The organism is Pseudocitrobacter sp. CD920760 (assembly GCF_057782505.1).
In genome coordinates this window covers 2,742,358-2,763,761 of the sequence record NZ_CM173490.1, presented here as the reverse complement: position 1 = coordinate 2,763,761, position 21,404 = coordinate 2,742,358, and the positions used below count along the sequence as shown (strand labels likewise).

Below are 21,404 nucleotides of genomic sequence, written 5' to 3'. Positions count from 1 at the left end.
AAGCTAACGCCAGAATGTCTGGATACCATCATGAACACTGTCATTGATATTATTTCCCGTAAAGGCGCGGTTAAACAAAGCATTATTGCGTCCAATAATGCCTCTTTGGTGGTATATCAACCTTCAGTGTTGCAGATTCATTCCCCGGTCAGCGGTGTGGACCATTATGTTCGCCAGGGAAACGATCTGCTGATTTACATGAAAAACGGTACGGTTATTCGCTGCAACGGCTATTTTGCCGTCGATCCTGCAACAAAAGAATATTCAGAACTGGTCTTTGATGACGGGCAGACGTTAACACATGTATCGTTCGCCGGAAATAGCGAAGCCGCAGGTTTAGCGCCTGCTACGTTAACGCCGCAAAATGACATTATTACCTCAATTTCGCCCTTTATTGAGCACGCGGTCAGTACGGCGGGCGAGCTACCGTGGGGCTGGATTGTCGGTGGGACGCTTGCAGGTGGCGCGGTCGGCGCGCTGCTCGCCAATGGCGGCAGCGATGGTGACAGCAAAACGGAAGTGGTTACGCCGCCGGGTGAACCGCAAAGCGCCACACCTTCGTTTATCACGCTCGATAACACTGGCGACAAACATGGCTTGCTGGCAACCGGGGATACCACTGACGATACCACCCCCACGTTCAGCGGCACCGGGCAGGCCGGGGCAAGCATTGCGATACGTGACAGTAATGGCGTCACCGTTGCCAGTACCACGGTGGGCGCGGATGGCCGCTGGTCCGTTACCTTACCCACGCAGTCTGCGGGCGAGCATACATGGTCCGTCTCGCAAATTGACGGCGATCAGACGGCGCAGGCTGGCAGTATCACCCTGACTATCGACACCGCGCCTGCTGCTATTTCTATCGCCACGACGGCCGGCGATAACGTACTCAATGATCAGGAACAGGCGGCAGGATTTACGCTCTCCGGCGCAACGCAGCATCTTGCCGCGGGTAGCACGCTAACGCTGACGCTCAATGGCAAAACCTACACCACGGAAGTGGGCAGCGGCGGCGCGTGGCGCGTCGCGATCCCCGTGGCGGATGCGCAGGCTCTGGCGGAGGGTAATCAAAACGTCACTGTTTCAGGCATTGATGCGGCCGGGAACCGTATCTCTGCCAGCCAAACATTCACGGTCGATACGCAGCCGCCAACGCTCTCCATCGATACTCTCGCCCAGGACAATGTTATCAACGCGCTGGAACATCGCGCGTCACTGACCATAAGCGGCGTGACAACGGCGCAGCCCGGTCAAACGGTCACGGTTACGCTCAATGGCGTCTCGCATACGGCGGTGGTCAGCAACACCGGCAGCTGGCAGCTTTCGATTTCGGCGAGCGAAGTGCAGGCGCTCGGGGACGGCCAGTTCACCGTGACCGCCAGTGTGACCGACAAAGCGGGAAACCCGGCGCAGGCGCAGAGCAGCCTGAGCGTTGATAGTCAGGCGCCGCTGATAACCATTAATACCGTGGCCGGGGATGACATTCTCAACGGTGCAGAACAGAACGTCGCGCAGATCATTTCCGGGCGGGCGAACGGCGCATCGGCCGGAGATGTGGTGACCGTCAGGGTCGGTAATCAGGTGCTTTTGGGGACGGTCGCGGCTGATGGCAGCTGGAGCGTCGGCATGACGGCAACGGTTAGCCACGCGCTGGGCACGGGCGCACACACCATCACCGTGTCTGTTACCGATTCCGCTGGCAATACAGGCAGCGCATCGCGCGTGATCACCCTGAGCGGCACGGCGCCTGAAGTCACAGTCGGTCCTATCAGCCAGGATAACGTACTGAATGCGCAGGAGGCATCGCGCCCGCTGACGTTAAGCGGCACCACCAGTTTGCCCGATGGCAGCACCGTCAGTGTAGTACTGAATAATCATACCTATACCGCCACAGCCAGCGGCCACGCCTGGTCGCTACAGGTGCCAGTGAGCGATGTCGTTAATCTGGTGAACGGAAGTTACACTGTAACGGCAAGCGGAACCGATGCCAACGGCAACAGCGGTAGCGGGCAAGGGCAACTGCTTGTCGATACGACGCTGCCACAGGTGATCATTAACACCTTCGCGGGCGATAACGTGGTGAATGCCGCCGAAGCTGGGGCGAATCAAACCCTGAGCGGGCGCGTGGTTGGTGCCGCGCAGGGCAATACGATAACTATTGAGCTGGGCGGCAATACTTACACGGCGACGGTGGGCAGCAATCTCACCTGGAGCGTGAACGTTCCGGCGGCAGATTTACAGGCGCTGGGCGATGGCGCGTTAACGATAAATGCCTCTGTGACGAACGGACACGGCAACACCGGTAACGGTGAACGTGATATCACTATCAGCGCCACGCTGCCGGGTCTGCGTATCAATACTATTTCCGGCGATGACGTTATTAACGCCCTCGAACAGCAACAGGATCTGGTCATTTCTGGTAGCAGCAGTCATCTCTCCACGGGCACCACCGTGACGGTGACGCTCGGCAACGAAACGTATCAAGGCGTGACCGACAGCAACGGCAACTGGCAGGTGGGCGTACCCGCAGCCGATTTACAGGCGCTCACCGCAGGCACGGTCATCGTGACGGCCAGTGCGACAGATTCGGCAGGTAACCCGGTCGCTATCGACCATAACGTCGTTGTTGATGCGGGGGACGTGGCAATTGCTATCAATATCGTCTCCGGTGATGACATGATTAATGCCTCGGAAAAAGGCGCATCGCTGACATTGACGGGCACCACCCAGGGCGTCGAGGCCGGGCAAACCGTGGTAGTGAAATTCGCCGGGCAAACCCTGACGACCACCGTTCAGAATGACGGTTCCTGGAGCCTGACCGTTCCCGCCAGTGCGGTAAGCAGCCTGCCAGACGGCGCGGCAGAAATCACCGCGACCGTCACCAATATCAGCGGTAACACTGGCGACACTTCCCGTACCATTACCGTCGATAGCCAGGCCCCGGCCTTAAGCATTGACTCGCTGACCGCCGATAACATCATCAACGCCGCCGAAAGTGGTCAGGATCTGCAAATCACTGGCACCACCGACGCCCAGCCAGGGCAGACGGTGACCGTTACGCTGAATGGGCAGACCTATCAGGGGCTCGTGCAGTCAGATGGCACCTGGAGCGTGACCGTTCCCGCCGCCAATGTTGACGCACTGGCTGACGGCAATGCGACGGTCACCGCCAGCGTGAACGATATCGCAGGTAACCCGATCAGCGTTTCACGCGTGGCGCTGGTCGATGCCACGCCGCCGGTGGTAACCATTAATCCGGTGGCGACCGATAACGTCATTAACACCCCGGAACATACCCAGGCGCAAATCATCAGCGGCACGGTTACTGGTGCACAGGCTGGCGATATCGTCACCGTGACATTGAATAATGTGAATTACACCACCGTGGTGGATGCTTCCGGCAACTGGAGTCTGGGCGTTCCGGCCTCGGTGGTCAGTGGGCTGGCGGACGGCAGTTATCCCATCAGCGCTTCGGTCACTGACCGCGCCGGAAACACGGGCAGCCAGTCACTGACCGTCACGGTCGATACCGCCGCGCCAGTAATTGGTATTAACACCGTTGCTGGCGATGATGTGATAAACGCCAGCGAAAAAGGGGCCGATGTTCAAATTACCGGTACCAGCGATCAGCCTGTTAATACCGCCATCACCGTGACATTGAACGGGCAAAATTACACCACCACGACCGACGCCTCCGGCAACTGGAGCGTCACGGTTCCGGCATCGGCGGTCACCGCCCTGGGCCAGGCCAACTATACGGTAACGGCGGCGGTGACCAGCGGTATCGGCAACAGCGCCATCGCCAGCCATAACGTGCTGGTCGACAGCGCGCTGCCCGGTGTGACCATTAACCCGGTGGCAACCGACGATATTATTAACGCCGCCGAAGCGGGCGCAGCGCAAACCATCAGCGGGCAGGTTACCGGAGCCGCCGTTGGCGACACGGTAACGATTACGCTGGGCGGCAATACTTACACCACCACCGTCCAGCCGGGATTAAGCTGGAGCGTGAGCGTTCCGGCGGCAGATATTCAGGCGCTGGGCAATGGCGATTTAACGGTTAATGCCTCGGTCACCAATCAAAACGGCAACACCGGCAGCGGTACGCGGGATATCATCATCGACGCCAATCTGCCTGGCCTGCGGGTCGATACGGTGGCGGGCGATGATGTGGTCAATATCATCGAGCACGGGCAGGCGCTGGTAGTCAGCGGCAGCAGCTCGGGGCTGGCTGAAGGCACGCCGCTTACCGTCACAATTAATAATGTGGAATACACCACTGCGGTGCAGGCCGATGGCAGCTGGAGCGTGGGCGTCACGGCGGCGCAGGTTAGCGCCTGGCCTGCGGGGACGGTTAATATTGCCGTTTCAGGGGAAAGTAGCGCCGAAAATCCGGTGAGTATTACGCATCCGGTAACGGTGGATCTCACTCCGGCGGCTATCACCATCAACACTATCGCCACGGACGATGTGATTAACGCCGCAGAAAAAGGCGCTAATTTAACGCTTTCCGGCACCACCACTAACGTAGAACCCGGTCAAACCGTCACCGTCACCTTTGGCGGGAAAAATTACACTGCCAGCGTAGCGAGCGATGGTAGCTGGACTGCCACCGTACCCGCCGCCGATCTGGCGTCATTACCCGAGGGCAGCGCCTCCGCACAGGCCAGCGTCAGCAATATCAACGGCAATAGCGCCTCGGCGGTGCATAACTACAGCGTCGACAGCAGCGCGCCAACCATCATTATCAATACCGTTGCCAGCGACAATATCGTCAACGGCAGCGAAGCCGATGCGGGCGTGACGGTGAGCGGCAGCACCACCGCCGAAGCGGGGCAGATTGTTACGATAACGCTTAACAGCCCGACCGTGCAGACGTATCAGGCAACGGTACAGGCCGACGGCAGTTGGAGCATTAATATACCCGCGGCAGATCTTGAGGCATTGACGGATGGCAGCCACACCCTGACCGCGACGGTCAATGATAAAGCGGGCAACCCGGCGAGCACCACGCACAATCTGGCGGTGGATCTCACCGTTCCGGTACTCACCATCAACACCATTGCGGGCGACGATATTATTAACGCCGCCGAACACGGGCAGGCGCTGGTGATTTCCGGTTCCAGCACCGGTGGAGAAGCGGGGGATGTCGTCAGCGTCACGCTAAATAATAAAACTTACACCACCACCCTGGATGCCTCCGGCAACTGGAGCGTCGGCGTTCCGGCGGCGGATGTCACGGCGCTGGGCAGCGGCCCGCAAACTGTTACCGCCACGGTGACTGATGCGGCGGGTAATAGCGATAACGAGACGCACACGGTTACCGTTAACCTTACCGCGCCGACCATTGGCATCAACACCATCGCCACCGATGACGTGATTAACGCGACCGAAAAAGGCGCGGATCTGCAAATTTCCGGCACCAGCAATCAGCCCGCAGGCACCACAATTACGCTGACGCTTAACGGACAAAATTACTCCGCCACGACGGACGCCGCAGGCAACTGGAGCACCACGGTGCCAGCCTCCGCCGTCAGTGCGCTGGGCGAAGCCAGCTACACGGTGACGGCGAACGTTACCGACAGCGCGGGCAACAGCAATTCCGCCAGCCATAACGTGCAGGTCAATACCGCGCTGCCGGGTGTCACCCTTAATCCGGTGGCGAGTGACGATATTATTAATGCCGCCGAATCGGACGTGGCGCAGACTATCAGCGGGCAGGTGACGGGCGCGGCGGCGGGCGATACGGTTACCGTAACGCTTGGCGGGAAAACCTACACCGCTACCGTGCAGGGGAATTTAAGCTGGAGCGTGGACGTTCCGGCGGCAGATGTGGGCAACTGGCCTGCGGGGACGGTGAATATCACGGTTTCAGGCGCCAGTAGCGCCGGAAACCCGGTCACTATCACCCATCCAGTCACCGTCGATCTGGCAGCGGTGGCGATTTCCATTCACACCGTTTCCGGCGACGATGTGATTAACGCTGCTGAAAAAGGGGCCGATTTAACCCTTTCCGGCAGCACCTCTGGCGTGGAAGCGGGGCAAACGGTCACTGTTACCTTTGGCGGTAAAACCTACACCGCCACCGTAGCGGGCGATGGTAGCTGGACAACCAGCGTGCCTGCCGCCGATCTCGCCGCATTACGCGACGGCGACGCCACGGTACAGGCGAGCGTCAGCACTATTAACGGCAACACGGCTTCGGCAACCCACGCCTACAGCGTCGATGCTACAGCACCGACGCTTGCCATTAATACCATCGCCACCGACGATATTCTTAACGCCGCCGAGGCGGGCAATCCGTTAACCATCAGCGGCAGCAGTAGCGCCGAAGCGGGGCAGACGGTAACAGTCACGCTTAATGGCGTGACTTACAGCGGCACCGTCCAGGCGGACGGAAGCTGGAGCGTCAGCGTACCGACGGCGGATCTCAGCAATCTGACCGCCAGCCCGTACACGGTCAGCGCCTCGGTAAGCGATAAAGCGGGTAACCCGGCGACCGCCACTCACGGTCTGGCGGTGGATCTCAGCGTTCCAGTGCTGACCATCAACACCGTCTCCGGCGATGACATTATTAACGCCGCCGAACACGGGCAGGCGCTGGTGATCTCCGGTTCCAGCACTGGCGGCGAAGCGGGCGATGTCATCACCGTCACGTTAAACAGTAAAACCTACACCACCACGCTGGACGCTTCCGGCAACTGGAGCGTCGGCGTTCCGCTGTCAGATGTCACTGCGCTGGGCAGCGGCCCGCAAACCATCACCGCCACTATTACCGATGTAGCAGGTAATAGCGATGACGCCAGCCGCACGATCACTGTGAATCTCACCTCGCCAACCATTGGCATCAACACTATCGCCAGCGATGACGTCATTAACGCCACGGAAAAAGGCGCGGATCTGCAAATTACCGGTACCAGTAATCAGCCCGCAGGCACCACCATTACGGTGACGCTGAACGGGCAAAATTACACCGCCACTACAGATGCTTCCGGCAACTGGAGCTCCACGGTGCCAGCCTCAGCGGTTAGCGCGCTGGGTGAGGCCAACTACACGGTAACAGCAAACGTCACTGACACGGCAGGCAACAGCAATTCCGCCAGCCATAACGTGCTGGTCAACAGCGCCTTGCCTGCCGTCACCATTAACGCGGTGGCGACCGATGACATTATCAACGCTGCCGAAGCGGGCAATGCGCAAACCATCAGTGGTCAGGTGACGGGCGCGGCGCAGGGAGATACGGTCACCGTTACGCTGGGTGGCAACACCTACACCGCCACGGTGCAGGCTAATTTAAGCTGGAGTGTCAGCGTTCCGGCGGCGGATATTCAGGCGCTGGGCAACGGTTCTCTGACGGTTAACGCCTCGGTCACCAATGGCGTTGGCAACACGGGCAGCGGCTCGCGAGACATCACTATCGACGCCAATCTGCCTGGCCTGCGTGTCGATACCGTAGCGGGTGATGATGTTATTAACAGCATTGAGCACAGTCAGGCGCTGGTGATTACCGGGAGCAGCACTGGATTGACAGCAGGAACCGCGTTAACGGTCGTTATCAATAACGTCACTTACGGCGCGACGGTGTTAGCCGACGGCACGTGGAGCCTCGGCGTTCCTGCGGCAGACGTCAGTAACTGGCCTGCGGGTACGGTGGATATTACGGTAAGTGGCACCAACAGCGCCGGAACAACCTCCACCATAACTCATCCGGTTACCGTCGATCTGGCGGCGGTCGCCATCACCATTAACACTCTCTCTGGTGATGATGTGATCAACGCCGTCGAAAAAGGCGAAACGCTGGTCGTAAGCGGCAGCACCAGCGGTGTGGAAGCCGGGCAAACGGTGACCGTCACCTTTGGTGGCAAAAATTACACCACCACCGTGGAAGCCAACGGCAGCTGGACGGTGAATGTGCCGCCTGCCGATCTCGCTGCGCTACCGGACGGCGCGGGCAACGTACAGGCGAGCGTCAGCAACATTAACGGCAATAACGCCCAGGCGGATCGCGCGTACAGCGTCGATGCCACCGCGCCGCTTGTGACCATCAACACCATCGCCAGCGACGATATCCTTAACGTGAGCGAAGCGGGCGCGGGGATCACCATCAGCGGCACCACCACGGCGCAGGCCGGGCAGACGCTGACCGTCACGCTGAATAACAACACGTACCAGACCACCGTCCAGGCGGATGGCACCTGGAGCGTGAACGTTCCGGCAACGGATTTAAGCGGATTAACCGCCAGCAGCTATACCGTGACCGCCACGGTAAGCGACAAAGCAGGTAACCCGGCAAGCGCCGACCATGCGCTGGCGGTGGATGTTACCGCGCCGGATCTCACCATTAACACCGTCGCTGGCGATGACATTATCAACGCCATCGAACACGGTCAGGCGCTGGTGGTCAGCGGCACCAGTACGGGCGCGGCGGCGGGCGATGTGGTGACCGTCACGCTCAACGGTAAAAACTACACTACCACGCTGGACGCCTCCGGTAACTGGAGTGTGGGCATTCCGGCGGCGGATGTCACGGCGCTGGCAACCGGCAGCCAGACCATCACCGCCAGCCTGAGCGATCGCGCGGGCAACAGCGACAGCACGACTCACGATGTGACCGTTGATCTCAGCGGCCCGACGCTGACCATCAACACCGTCTCCGGCGATGACATCATTAACAATACCGAGAAAACCCAGGATCTGATCATCAGCGGCGGCTCCAGCGGTCTGGCGACAGGCACCACGGTCACGGTGATGTTGAACGGCCTGGCGTACAGCGCCACTACCGATAGTTCCGGCAACTGGAGCGTTACCGTGCCTGCTTCGGCGGTCGGCGCACTGGGTGAGGCGGTGTATCAGATTAGCGCCAGCGCCACCGACAGCGCGGGCAACAGCGGCAGCACCACCCATACGGTGAATGTCGAATCGCTCCTGCCTGGGGTGATCATTAATACCGTGGCAGGCGATGACATTATCAACGCCGCTGAAATCGCTGTGGCGCAGACCATCAGCGGTCAGGTGACGGGAACGGCAGCAGCAGGAGATACGGTCACTGTCACGCTCGGCGGCAACCAATACGTCGCCACCGTGCAGCCAGATTTAAGCTGGAGCGTCAGCGTGCCGGCGGCAGATTTGCAGGCGCTGGGCAACGGTGAACTGACCATCAGCGCCTCGGTGACTAATGGCGTGGGTAATACCGGCACCACAACGCACAATATCGTGATAGACGCCAATTTGCCAGGTCTGCGCGTCGATACCGTGGCAGGCGATGATGTGGTCAATATTATCGAGCATGGGCAGGCACTGGTGGTCACCGGTAGCAGCACCGGACTGGCGGCGGGCGCGGCGTTGACGGTAGTCATCAACAACGTTACCTATGGCGCAACGGTACTCGCCGATGGCACCTGGAGCGTCGGCGTTTCGGCGGCGGACGTGGGTAACTGGCCTGCGGGGACGGTCAATATTGCCGTCTCTGGCACCAACACCGCCGGAACCACAACCAGCATTAGCCATCCGGTCACGGTCGATCTCGCTACCGTGGCGATCACCATCAACACCCTTTCCACAGACGATGTCATTAACGCCGCCGAAAAAGGCTCTGATTTGCAGCTGTCCGGCACCACCTCCGGCGTGGAAGCGGGGCAGACCATTACCGTTATTTTCGGCGGCAAAAGCTACACCACCACCGTGGCAACGGGCGGTAGCTGGGGCTTGACAGTTCCGGCAGCGGATCTCGCAACCTTGCCAGATGGCGCAGCAAACGTACAAGCCAGCGTCAGCAACGTAGCTGGTAACAACGCCCAGGCAACGCATGCTTACAGCGTTGATGCCACCGCGCCAACGATCACCATCAACACCATTGCCAGCGACGATATTCTTAATGCCGCGGAAGCGGGATCGGCGCTGACCATCAGCGGCACCAGTACGGCAGAAGCCGGACAGACGGTGACCGTGACGCTAAACGGCGTCGATTACAGCGGCAACGTACAAGCAGACGGGAGCTGGAGCGTCAGCGTACCAACTGGCGATTTAGCCAACCTCACCGCCAGCCCCTATACGGTGAGTGCGGCGGTCAGCGACAAAGCGGGCAACCCGACCTCGGCAACGCATAATCTGACGGTAGATCTCGTTGCCCCAGTCGTCACCATCAACACGGTAGCGGGCGATGACATCATCAACGCCACGGAACATGCTCAGGCGCAGATTATCAGCGGCTCGGCAACGGGCGCGACCACCGGTAACACGGTTTCCGTGACGATTGGCACGACCACCTACACCACCGTGCTGGACGCCAACGGCAACTGGAGCATCGGCGTGCCTGCCAGCGTGATTTCCGCGCTGGCGCAGGGCGATGTGACCATTACCGCCACGGTCACCGACTCCGCAGGTAACAGCGGCACGGCCTCGCACACTGTCAGCGTGGCGCTCGGCGCACCCGTGCTCGGCATCAACACGATTGCCGTCGATGACATTATCAACGCCACGGAGAAAGGTGCGGATCTGGCGATTTCCGGCACCAGCAACCAGCCTGCGGGTACGCAGGTAACCGTTACGCTCAACGGGCAAAATTACACCACCACAGCCGATGCTTCCGGTAACTGGAGCGTGACCGTTCCGGCGTCTGCGGTTGGTACGCTCGGTGAAGCGACTTATACCGTAACCGCCGCCGCAACCGATGTTGATGGCAACAGCGGTTCCGCCAGCCATAACGTGCAGGTCAATACCGCGCTACCTGGCGTCACCATTAACGTTGTGGCGAGCGACGATATTATTAACGCTGCCGAAGCGGGCGCGGGCCAGACCATCAGCGGTCAGGTCACAGGCGCGGCGGCAGGCGACACGGTAACCGTCACGCTCGGCGGAGCGACTTACACCGCCACGGTGCAGGCGAATTTAAGCTGGAGTATTAATGTTCCGGCAGCCGCTTTACAGGCATTGGGCAACGGCGAACTGACCATTTCGGCTTCGGTGACGAACAGCGTAGGCAATACCGGAAATGGCACGCGGGAAATTACCATCGACGCGAATCTGCCCGGTCTGCGGGTCGATACTGTCGCTGGCGATGATGTGGTCAACATTATCGAGCACGGGCAGGCGCTGGTGATTACCGGCAGCAGTTCCGGTCTGGCGACGGGCAGTAACGTCACGCTGACCATTAACGGGCAAACCTATGTTGCGGCGGTGCTGGCGGATGGCACCTGGAGCGTCGGCGTTCCGGCGGTGGATGTCAGCGCCTGGCCTGCGGGGACGGTCACGATTACGGCGAGCGGTAGCACCACAGCCGGAAATCCGGTCAGCGTTACGCATCCGGTGACTGTCGATCTCTCGGCGATTGCCGTCAGCATCAACGCCATTACCGCCGATGATGTGATTAACGCTGCTGAAAAAGGCACGGCGTTAACGCTCTCCGGTAGCACTTCTGGTGTCGAAGCCGGACAAACGGTCACCGTGACCTTTGGCGGCAAAACCTACACTGCAAGCGTCGCGGCGAATGGTTCGTGGAGCACCACAGTTCCGGCGGCGGATATGGCGGCCCTGCGTGATGGTGATGCCAGCGCACAGGCCAGCGTCAGCAATGTTAACGGCAACAGCGCCACCACTACCCACGCATACAGCGTCGATGCCAGCGTGCCAACGGTGACCATTAACACCATTGCGGGCGACGATATTCTTAACGCCGCCGAAGCCGGAGCTGCGCTGACCATCACTGGCAGCAGCACGGCGGAAGCGGGGCAGACGGTGACCGTCACCCTCAATGGCACAAACTATACCGGCACCGTACAGACGGACGGCAGCTGGAGCGTCAGCGTGCCGCCAGCCGACTTAAGCGCCCTGACCGCCAGCAACTACACCGTCAGCGCGGCGGTGAGCGACAAGGCCGGAAACCCGGCCTCCGTTAACCACAACCTGACGGTGGATACTTCCGTTCCGGTCGTCACCATCAACACGGTGGCGGGCGATGATGTGATCAACGCGACGGAACACGCCCAGGCGCAGATTATCAGCGGCTCCGCCACGGGGGCGGCAACCGGCAGCACCGTGACGGTGACTATCGGCAGCAGCACCTTCACCACCGTGCTGGATGCCAGCGGTAACTGGAGCGTCGGCGTCCCGGCAAGCGTCGTCTCGGCACTGGCGAACGGCACGGTGACCATTAACGCCAGCGTCACCGATGCTGCCGGAAACAGCGGCAGCGCCACCCATCAGGTGACAGTCAACACCGGGCTACCAACCATTACCTTTAACGCCATCAGCGGCGATAACGTCCTGAACGCCGATGAAAAAGGCCAGCCGTTGACCATCAGCGGTAGCAGTACGGGGCTGGTGACAGGCGCACAGGTTACCGTCACGCTCAACGGTCATAACTACAGCGCCACCACCGACGCGGCGGGCAACTGGACCTTAACCGTTCCGGTCAGCGATCTGGCGGCTTTAGGTCAGGCCAACTATATCGTCAGCGCCAGTGCCACCAGTGCGGCGGGTAACACCGCCAGCAACCAGGCGAATTTGCTGGTCGACAGCGGCCTGCCGGGCGTCACCATCAATACTGTGGCGGGTGACGATATTATCAACGCCGCTGAAGCGGGGGCCGATCAAACCATCAGCGGGGTAGTGACCCGCGCCGCCGCTGGCGATACGGTCACCGTGACGCTGGGCGGCAACACTTACACCACCACGGTACAGGGCAACTTAAGCTGGAGTATCAGCGTTCCGGCAGCCGATCTCCAGGCGCTGGGCAATGGCGATTTGACCATTACCGCCTCGGTCACCAACGCGAATGGCAATACGGGTAGCGGCACGCGGGATATCACCATTGACGCCAACCTGCCGGGGCTGCGCGTGGATACCGTCGCGGGCGATGATATCGTCAACAGCATCGAACACGGGCAGGCGCTGGTGATCACCGGTGGCAGTAGCGGCCTGAATGCAGGCGTGCCGTTGACGATTACTATCAACGGCACAGCCTATGCCGCCACCGTACAGGCAGACGGAAGCTGGAGCGTCGGTATTCCGGCAGTAAACGTCAGTGCCTGGCCAGCGGGGCCGTTAGCCGTTGACGTAACAGGCCAGAGCAGCGCCGGAAATCCGGTCAGCGTCAGCCATCCGTTCACCGTCGATTTAACGGCGGTGGCAATCAGCATCAACACCGTTGCCAGCGACGACGTAATTAACGCCGCCGAGAAAGGCACCAATCTGACCCTTTCTGGTAGCACCAGCGGGATTGAAAGCGGGCAAACCGTTACCGTCACCTTTGGCGGCAAAACCTACACCGCAAGCGTCGCCGCCAACGGAAGCTGGAGCGTGAATGTTCCGGCGGCGGATCTGGCAACGCTGCCAGACGGCGCCGCGAACGTGCAGGCCAGCGTCAGCAGCGCGAGCGGCAACAGCGCCTCGGCGACCCATGCGTATAACGTTGACGCCAGCGCACCGACGCTCACCATAAACACCATCGCCAGCGATGACATCCTTAACGCCACAGAGGCCGGAAGCCCGCTCACCCTCAGCGGCACCAGCACAGCCGAAACCGGGCAGACGGTGACCGTCACCCTTAACGGTGCAACTTACACCGGCAATGTGCAGGCGGACGGTAGCTGGAGCGTCAGTGTTCCTACTTCAGCCCTGGGCGTGCTGACCGCAAGCAATTACACCGTCAGCGCCACGGTCAACGACAAAGCGGGTAACCCCGGCAGCACCAGCCATAATCTGGCGGTAGACACCACCGCGCCGGTTCTTACCATTAACAGCGTGGCGGGCGATGACATCATCAACGACGCTGAACACGGACAGGCGCTGGTGATCTCCGGCACCAGTACCGGGGGGGAAGCGGGCGATGTGGTGAGCGTCGTGCTCAACGGCAAAACCTACACCACCACCCTGGATGCCTCCGGCAACTGGAGCGTTGGCGTTCCAGCAGCGGATGTTACGGCGCTGGGCAGCGGCGCACAGACGATCACCGCCAGCGTCAGCGATCGGGCGGGTAACAGCGATGACGCCAGCCGCACCGTGACCGTCAGCCTCAGCGCGCCAGTGATTAGCATCAACACCATCGCGGGCGATGATGTGATCAACGCGACGGAAAAAGGATCGAACCTACAACTGACTGGCACCAGCGATCAACCTGTGGGTACGGCGGTCACCGTCACGCTGAACGGACAAAACTACCGTGCCACCACCGATGCTTCCGGCAACTGGAGCGTTACCGTGCCCGCCTCGGCGGTCAGTGCGCTGGGCGAAGCGACCTACAGCGTCACGGCGAGCGTCACCAATGCTCAGGGCAACAGCAGCACCGCCAGCCATAACGTGCAGGTCAATACCGCGCTGCCGGGCGTCACCCTTAATCCGGTAGCGACGGACGATATTATCAACGCCGCTGAAGCAGGCAGTGCGCAAACCATCAGCGGCCAGGTAACCGGGGCGGCGGCGGGCAGTACCGTCACCGTTGAACTGGGCGGTAAAACTTACACCGCCACCGTGCAGCCAGATTTAAGCTGGAATGTGAGCGTACCTGCCGCCGACTGGCAGGCGCTGGGTAACGGTGAGTTAACCGTTAACGCCTCGGTAACCAACGCCGTTGGCAACACCGGCAGCGGCACGCGCGATATCACCATCGATGCCAGTCTGCCAGGTCTGCGGGTGGATACCGTTGCGGGCGATGATGTGGTCAATATTATTGAACACGGTCAGGCGCAGGTGATTACTGGCAGCAGTTCCGGTTTTGCCGCAGGGACGGCATTGACGGTGGTGATTAATAACCAAACTTACGCCGCCACGGTGCTGGCAAACGGCACCTGGAGCGTCGGCGTTCCGGCGGCGGATGTCAGCAACTGGCCTGCGGGAACGCTGAATATTAGCGTTAGCGGCGCGAACAGTGCCGGAACGCAAACCAGCATTACCCATCCGCTGACCGTTGATCTCACTACCGTCGCCGTCAGTATTAACACCATCACCAGCGATGATGTGATTAACGCCGCCGAAAAAGGCGCGGCGCTAACGCTCTCCGGCAGCACGTCCGGCGTCGAAGCGGGGCAAACCGTTACCATTACTTTTGGCGGTAAAACCTACACCACCACGGTGGCGGCTAACGGTAGCTGGAGCACCACCGTTCCGGCTGCGGATATGGCGACGTTGCGTGACGGTGATGCCAGCGCCCAGGTGCGGGTGACTAACGTCAACGGCAACAGCGCCACGGCAACGCACGAATACAGCGTCGATAGCGCCGCGCCAACGGTGACTATCAACACCATTGCCAGCGATAACATCATCAATGCCAGCGAAGCGGCGGCGGGCGTAACGGTTTCCGGCACCAGCACGGCGGAAGCGGGGCAGACGCTCACCGTCACGCTCAACGGCACTACCTACCAGACCACGGTACAGGCGGACGGTAGCTGGAGCTTAACGCTGCCTGCCAGCGACTTAACCGCACTGGCAAATAACGGCTACACCCTGACCGCCACGGTCAGCGATCTGGCGGGTAACCCTGGCAGCGCCAGCAAAGGTGTGACCGTCGATACCACTGCGCCGGTGATCAGTTTCAACACCGTGGCGGGCGATGATGTGATTAACAACGTCGAACACACTCAGGCGCAGATTATCAGCGGCACCGCCACGGGCGCGGTCGCGGGCGACCGCCTGGTGGTGACCATCGCCGGGCAGCAGTATGTCACCAGCACCGATGCCAGCGGCAACTGGAGCGTTGGCGTGCCTGCCAGCGTGATTTCCGGCCTTGCAGACGGCACGGTGACCATCAGCGCCACTATCACCGATAGCGCAGGCAACAGCAGCACGCAGACGCACAACGTGCAGGTGAACACGGCGGCAGTGTCGCTCTCGGTCAGCACTATCAGCGGCGATAACCTTATTAACGCCGCCGAAGCGGGCAGTGCGCTGACCCTGAGCGGCACTGGTACTAATTTCGCGACAGGTACAGTGGTGACCGTGTTGCTTAACGGCAAAGGCTACAGCGCCACCATTCAAAGCAACGGGAGCTGGAGCGTGAATGTGCCAGCGGCGGATGTTGCGGCACTGGCGGATGGCACCAGCTACACGGTTAGCGCCTCCGCTCAGGACAGCGCCGGAAACAGCGCCACGGCCTCGCGCAGCGTGGCGGTGGATCTCACCGCGCCGGTTATCAGCATTAACACCGTTTCGACGGACGACCGACTCAACGCCGCTGAACAGCAGCAGCCGTTAACCCTTAACGGCTCGACCAGCGCGGAAGTGGGGCAGACGGTCACCGTGACCTTTGACGGCAAAACTTACACCGCTACGGTTGCCGCCAATGGCACCTGGGCGCTGAACGTGCCTGCGGCGGATCTGGCAGCGCTCGGTCAGGGCGCGCAGACCATTACCGCCAGCGTGAACGATCGCGCCGGTAACCCCGGTCAAACCACGCACGCCCTGACCGTCGATACCGTTGCGCCAACGGTGACCATCGCCACCGTGGCGGGTGACGATATTATCAACAACGCCGAGCAGCTTGCCGGGCAGACCATCAGCGGCACCACCACCGCCGAAGTGGGCCAGACGGTGACCGTCACCTTTAACGGTCAGAGCTGGACCGCCACGGTCGGCAGCGGCGGAAGCTGGTCGGTATTTATTCCGGCGCAGCAGTTTGCCGGATTAAGCGACGGCAGCTACGCCATCAGCGCGACGGTCAGCGATCAGGCCGGAAACCCCGGCAGCGCCAGCCGTGGCGTGACCCTCAATGGCGACGTGCCAACCGTCACCATCAACACCTTTGCGGGCGACGATGTGGTGAACGCGGCGGAACATGCCTCGTCGCTGGTGATCAGCGGCACCACTACCGCCCCAGCCGGGCAGACGCTGACCCTGACCTTAAACGGCAAAACCTACACCACCACCGTGCAGACGGGCGGTAACTGGAGCTACACGCTCGGCAGCGCCGATGTCACCGCGCTGGCGGACGGCAACGCCTACGTGATTAACGCCTCGGTAAGCAACGCTATCGGCAATACCGGTAGCAGCAATCACACCATTACCGTCGATCTCAGCGCCCCGGCGATGGGCATTAATATCGATTCCCTGCAAGCCGACACTGGCCTTAGCGCCAGCGACTTTATCACCAGCGTCAGTCCGGTGGTGGTCAACGGCTCGCTCACCGCCGCGCTTGCCAGTAACGAGACGGCGCAAATAAGTATCGACGGCGGCACAACCTGGACCACGCTTACCGTTACCGGCACGACCTGGCGCTATAACGACAGCCGCACGCTGACCGATGGCAACTATCTCTATCAGGTGCGGGTGATTGACGCTGCGGGCAACGTCGGCGCGACCGACAGCCAGAACGTGGTGATCGACACCATCGCGCCAGATCCAGCAGTAAAAACCATCGCCATCAGCGCGATCACCACTGATACTGGATTGATTACTAACGATTTTGTCACCAGCGACACGACGCTTGCGGTGAGCGGCACGCTGGGTGCGGCGCTTTCTGCCGGTGAGTTCGCGCAAATCAGCATTGATGGCGGCACCACCTGGCAGAATCTTTCGGTAAGCGGTTTGACCTGGACGTACCTTGACGGGCGTACGCTGACCGATGGCAACTACAACTACCAGGTGCGGGTGATCGACACCGCCGGAAATATCGGCGCGACCGCCAGCCAGATAGTCACCGTGGACACCACCGCGCCGCTGGCGAGCAAAACCATCGCCATTGCGGGCATCAGCGATGACACCGGGTTAAGCAGCAGCGATTTCGTTACTCGCGACACCACGCTGACCGTGCGCGGCACGCTCGGCGCGGCGTTGGCCGCCGATGAACGGGCGCAAATCAGCCTCGACGGCGGTGTTACCTGGACCACCTTAACCGTTATCGGCACCAGCTGGAGCTATGCCGATGGTCGCACGCTTACCGACGGCACCTGGAACTACACGGTGCGGGTGGTGGATCTGGCGGGGAACGTCGGGCAGACCGCGACGTAAAATGTGGTGGTCGACACTACCAGCCCGGAAGCGGCGAAAAGCATCACCATTACCGGTATCAGCGATGACACCGGAGCCAGCAGCACTGATTTTATTACCAGCGACACCACGCTTACCGTGCGCGGCGTGTTGGGCGCGGCGCTCGGCGCTAATGAGTTCGCACAAATCAGTACCGACAACGGCGCAACCTGGGTGAACGTGACGCTAGCAGCAGACGGCCTGAACTGGAGTTACGTTGACGGACGAACCCTCACCAACGGCACCACTACCTGGCAGGTGCGGGTGGTCGATCTGGCGGGTAACGTCGGCGCAACCGGCAGCCAGTCGGCGCAGATCGACACGGTTAACCCGGCGCAGGTGTTAACCATCGCCAGCATCAGCACCGACACGGGGAGTTCGTCCACCGACTTTATCACCAGCGATACCACGCTCACGCTGACCGGTTCGCTGGGGGCGGGGCTTGCCAGCGGCGAAGTGGCGCAGATTAGCCTTGATGGCGGTGCGACCTGGACCACGCTCACTACCAACGGCACGCAGTGGACTTACACCGACAGCCGCACGCTGACCGATGGCAACTACGTTTATCAGGTGCGGGTGCTGGATCTGGCGGGAAATACCGGCCCGGTGGTGTCGAAAACGGTGGTGGTCGATACGATTAACCCCACCGCCACGCCAGGTATTGTGTCGTATACCGATGATGTCGGGCAGCGGCAGGGGACGTTAAGCAGTTCTCAGGCCACCGACGACACCACGCCGCTGCTGAACGGCGTGCTCTCCGGCCCGCTTGCCAGCGGTGAAGTGGTTTACCTCTACCGTAACGGTCTGCTGTTAGGCGCGGTAACGATGGTCGGCGCACTGAACTGGACCTACAGCGACAGCGGTCTGGTCAGCGGCGCCTACACCTACAGCGCGCGGGTAGTGGATCTGGCAGGAAATATCACCTCCTCCAGCGATTTTATTCTGACGGTCGATACCTCTATTCCGACCACGTTGGCGCAAATCACCAGCCAGACCACGCGCGATACCACGCCGATTATCAGCGGGGTGATCACTGCCGCGCTCGCCAGCGGGCAGTATGTCGAAGTGGTCATCAATGGCAAAACCTACACCTCGCAGCCGGGCGGTGCGGTGGTAGTCGATCCGGCGCACAACACCTGGTATGTGCAACTGCCGGATACCGATGTGCTGGCGGCGTCCGCGACCGCCTATAACGTCACCGCGCAGGTAAAAAGCTCGGCGGGCAACGGCAACACCGCCAACGTCAGCAACGGCACGGTGACGGTCAACGCAGCGATTGATTACACACCGACCTGGACCACCGCCAATAAAACCACCGCCTGGGGGCTGACCTACGGCCTCGACACACACGGGATGTGGACGGTGCTGGCAAACCAGCAGGTGATGCAATCGACCGACCCGCTGACCTGGTCGAAAACTGCCCTGACGCTGTACCAGAGCGGCAACAGCTACGCCACCAGCTCCATCGCCGATTACGACCGTAACGGCACGGGCGATCTGTTTATCACCCGTGATGACTACGGCACGGGCTATATCAACGGCTTTACCAATAACGGCGACGGCACGTTTTCCAGCGCAATTCTGGTCGCCGTCGGCACCCTGACGTGGTATGGCTCGGTAGTGGCGTTTGATAAAGAGGGCGACGGCTATCTCGATTTCTGGATTGGCGACGCAGGCGGGCCGGACTCCAACACCTTCTTGTGGAATAACGCAGGCACTCTGGTAGGCAACTCCACCACCGCCAACAACGGAGGAAGCGCCACGGTCGGCGGGGTAGTAAACGGCTATCTTTCCCTTAACGAAGGTTCCGGCGTCGATCTCAACAATGACGGCAGGGTCGACCTGGTTCAGCACACCTTCAACCTGAATAACTACTACACCCTTTCATCGCTCATCAGCCAGGGCAACGGCACGTTTGTCTGGGGACAAAACACCATCAATACCTTCCTCAGCGTTGCAGGCAGCGGCGGCAACTCGACGTCTGTGTCCATGACCTGGGCAGATTTCGATGGTGACGGCGATATGGACCTCTTCCTGCCCGCCAGCCAGGGAAGAGCTAACTACGGCTCGCTGTTATTCAATACCAACGGCGTGTTGGGGAATCCGGTGGCGGTGGGGGCAACGGGTACAACCTATGCCAGCCAGTTCAGCGTGGCAGTGGACTGGGATCATGACGGGTTAATGGATATCGCGCGTATTGCTCAGACCGGGCAGTCGTACCTCTATACTAACGTCAGTAATGCCAGTAACTGGACACAATCTACCCTCGGCGGCAGCCAGAGCGGCATCACCAGCGGCGTGGCGGCAATGGATTACGACTGGGACGGCGCGGTGGATGTGCTGGTGACCAAACAGTCGGGCAGCGTGTTCCTGATCCGCAACACTAATACGGTGAGCTACGGTACCTCTCTGCACCTGCGCATCACCGATCCCAACGGCATTAACGTCTATTACGGTAATACCGTAAAACTGTACAACTCGGCGGGAGTGCTGGTTGCTACGCAAATCATCAACCCGCAGTCGGGGATGGGCGTCAACGACACCTCGGCGCTGGTCAATTTCTACGGGCTGAATGCCGGAGAAACCTACAACGCGGTGCTGATCAAATCCACCGGCACCACCGCCAGCAATATTGACCAGACGGTGAATAGCACCTGGGGCGGTTTACATGCCACCGATGCTACCCACGCTTACGATCTCAGCGCCGAAGCAGGCACCGCGAGCAACAACGGTAAGTTCGTTGGTACCGGCTATAACGACACCTTCTTCGCTACTGCTGGCACCGACACCTACGACGGTTCCGGCGGCTGGGTGTACAGCTCCGGCACCGGGACCTGGCTGGCGAACGGCGGGATGGACGTGGTCGATTTCCGCCTCTCCACTGTGGGGATCACCGCCAACTTAAGCACCACTACTGCCCAGGCGACCGGCTTTAACACCTCGACATTTACCAATATCGAAGGTATTTCCGGCTCCAACTTTAACGACACTCTGACTGGCAGCAGCGGCGATAACCAACTGGAAGGTCGCGGGGGTAACGACACCATCAACATCGGCAACGGCGGTCACGACACCTTGCTCTATAAACTGCTCAACGCCAGCGACGCCACTGGCGGCAACGGCTCGGACGTGGTGAATGGCTTTACGGTAGGCACATGGGAAGGCACCGCCGACACCGATCGCATTGATATCCGCGAGCTGTTACAGGGCAGCGGCTATACCGGTAATGGCAAAGCCAGCTACGTCAACGGCGTGGCGACGCTGGATGCGCAGGCCGGAAACATCGGTGATTTTGTCAAAGTCACCCAGAGCGGCAGCGACACCATCGTGCAGATCGACCGCGACGGCACGGGCGGCACTTTTGCGGCAACTAACGTGGTCACGCTGACGGGCGTGCATACCGACCTCGCCACATTGCTGGCGAATCATCAGTTGATGGTGGTGTAGAT

At 60.5% G+C, this 21,404-nt stretch carries 1 pseudogene; it reads left to right on the top strand.

Annotated elements, in window-relative coordinates:
• The first annotated feature begins 30 nt into the window (after nt 1-30).
• Nucleotides 31-21,402, top strand: a pseudogene (locus AC1MKH_RS12915) (Ig-like domain-containing protein).
• The last annotated feature ends 2 nt before the right edge of the window (nt 21,403-21,404 follow it).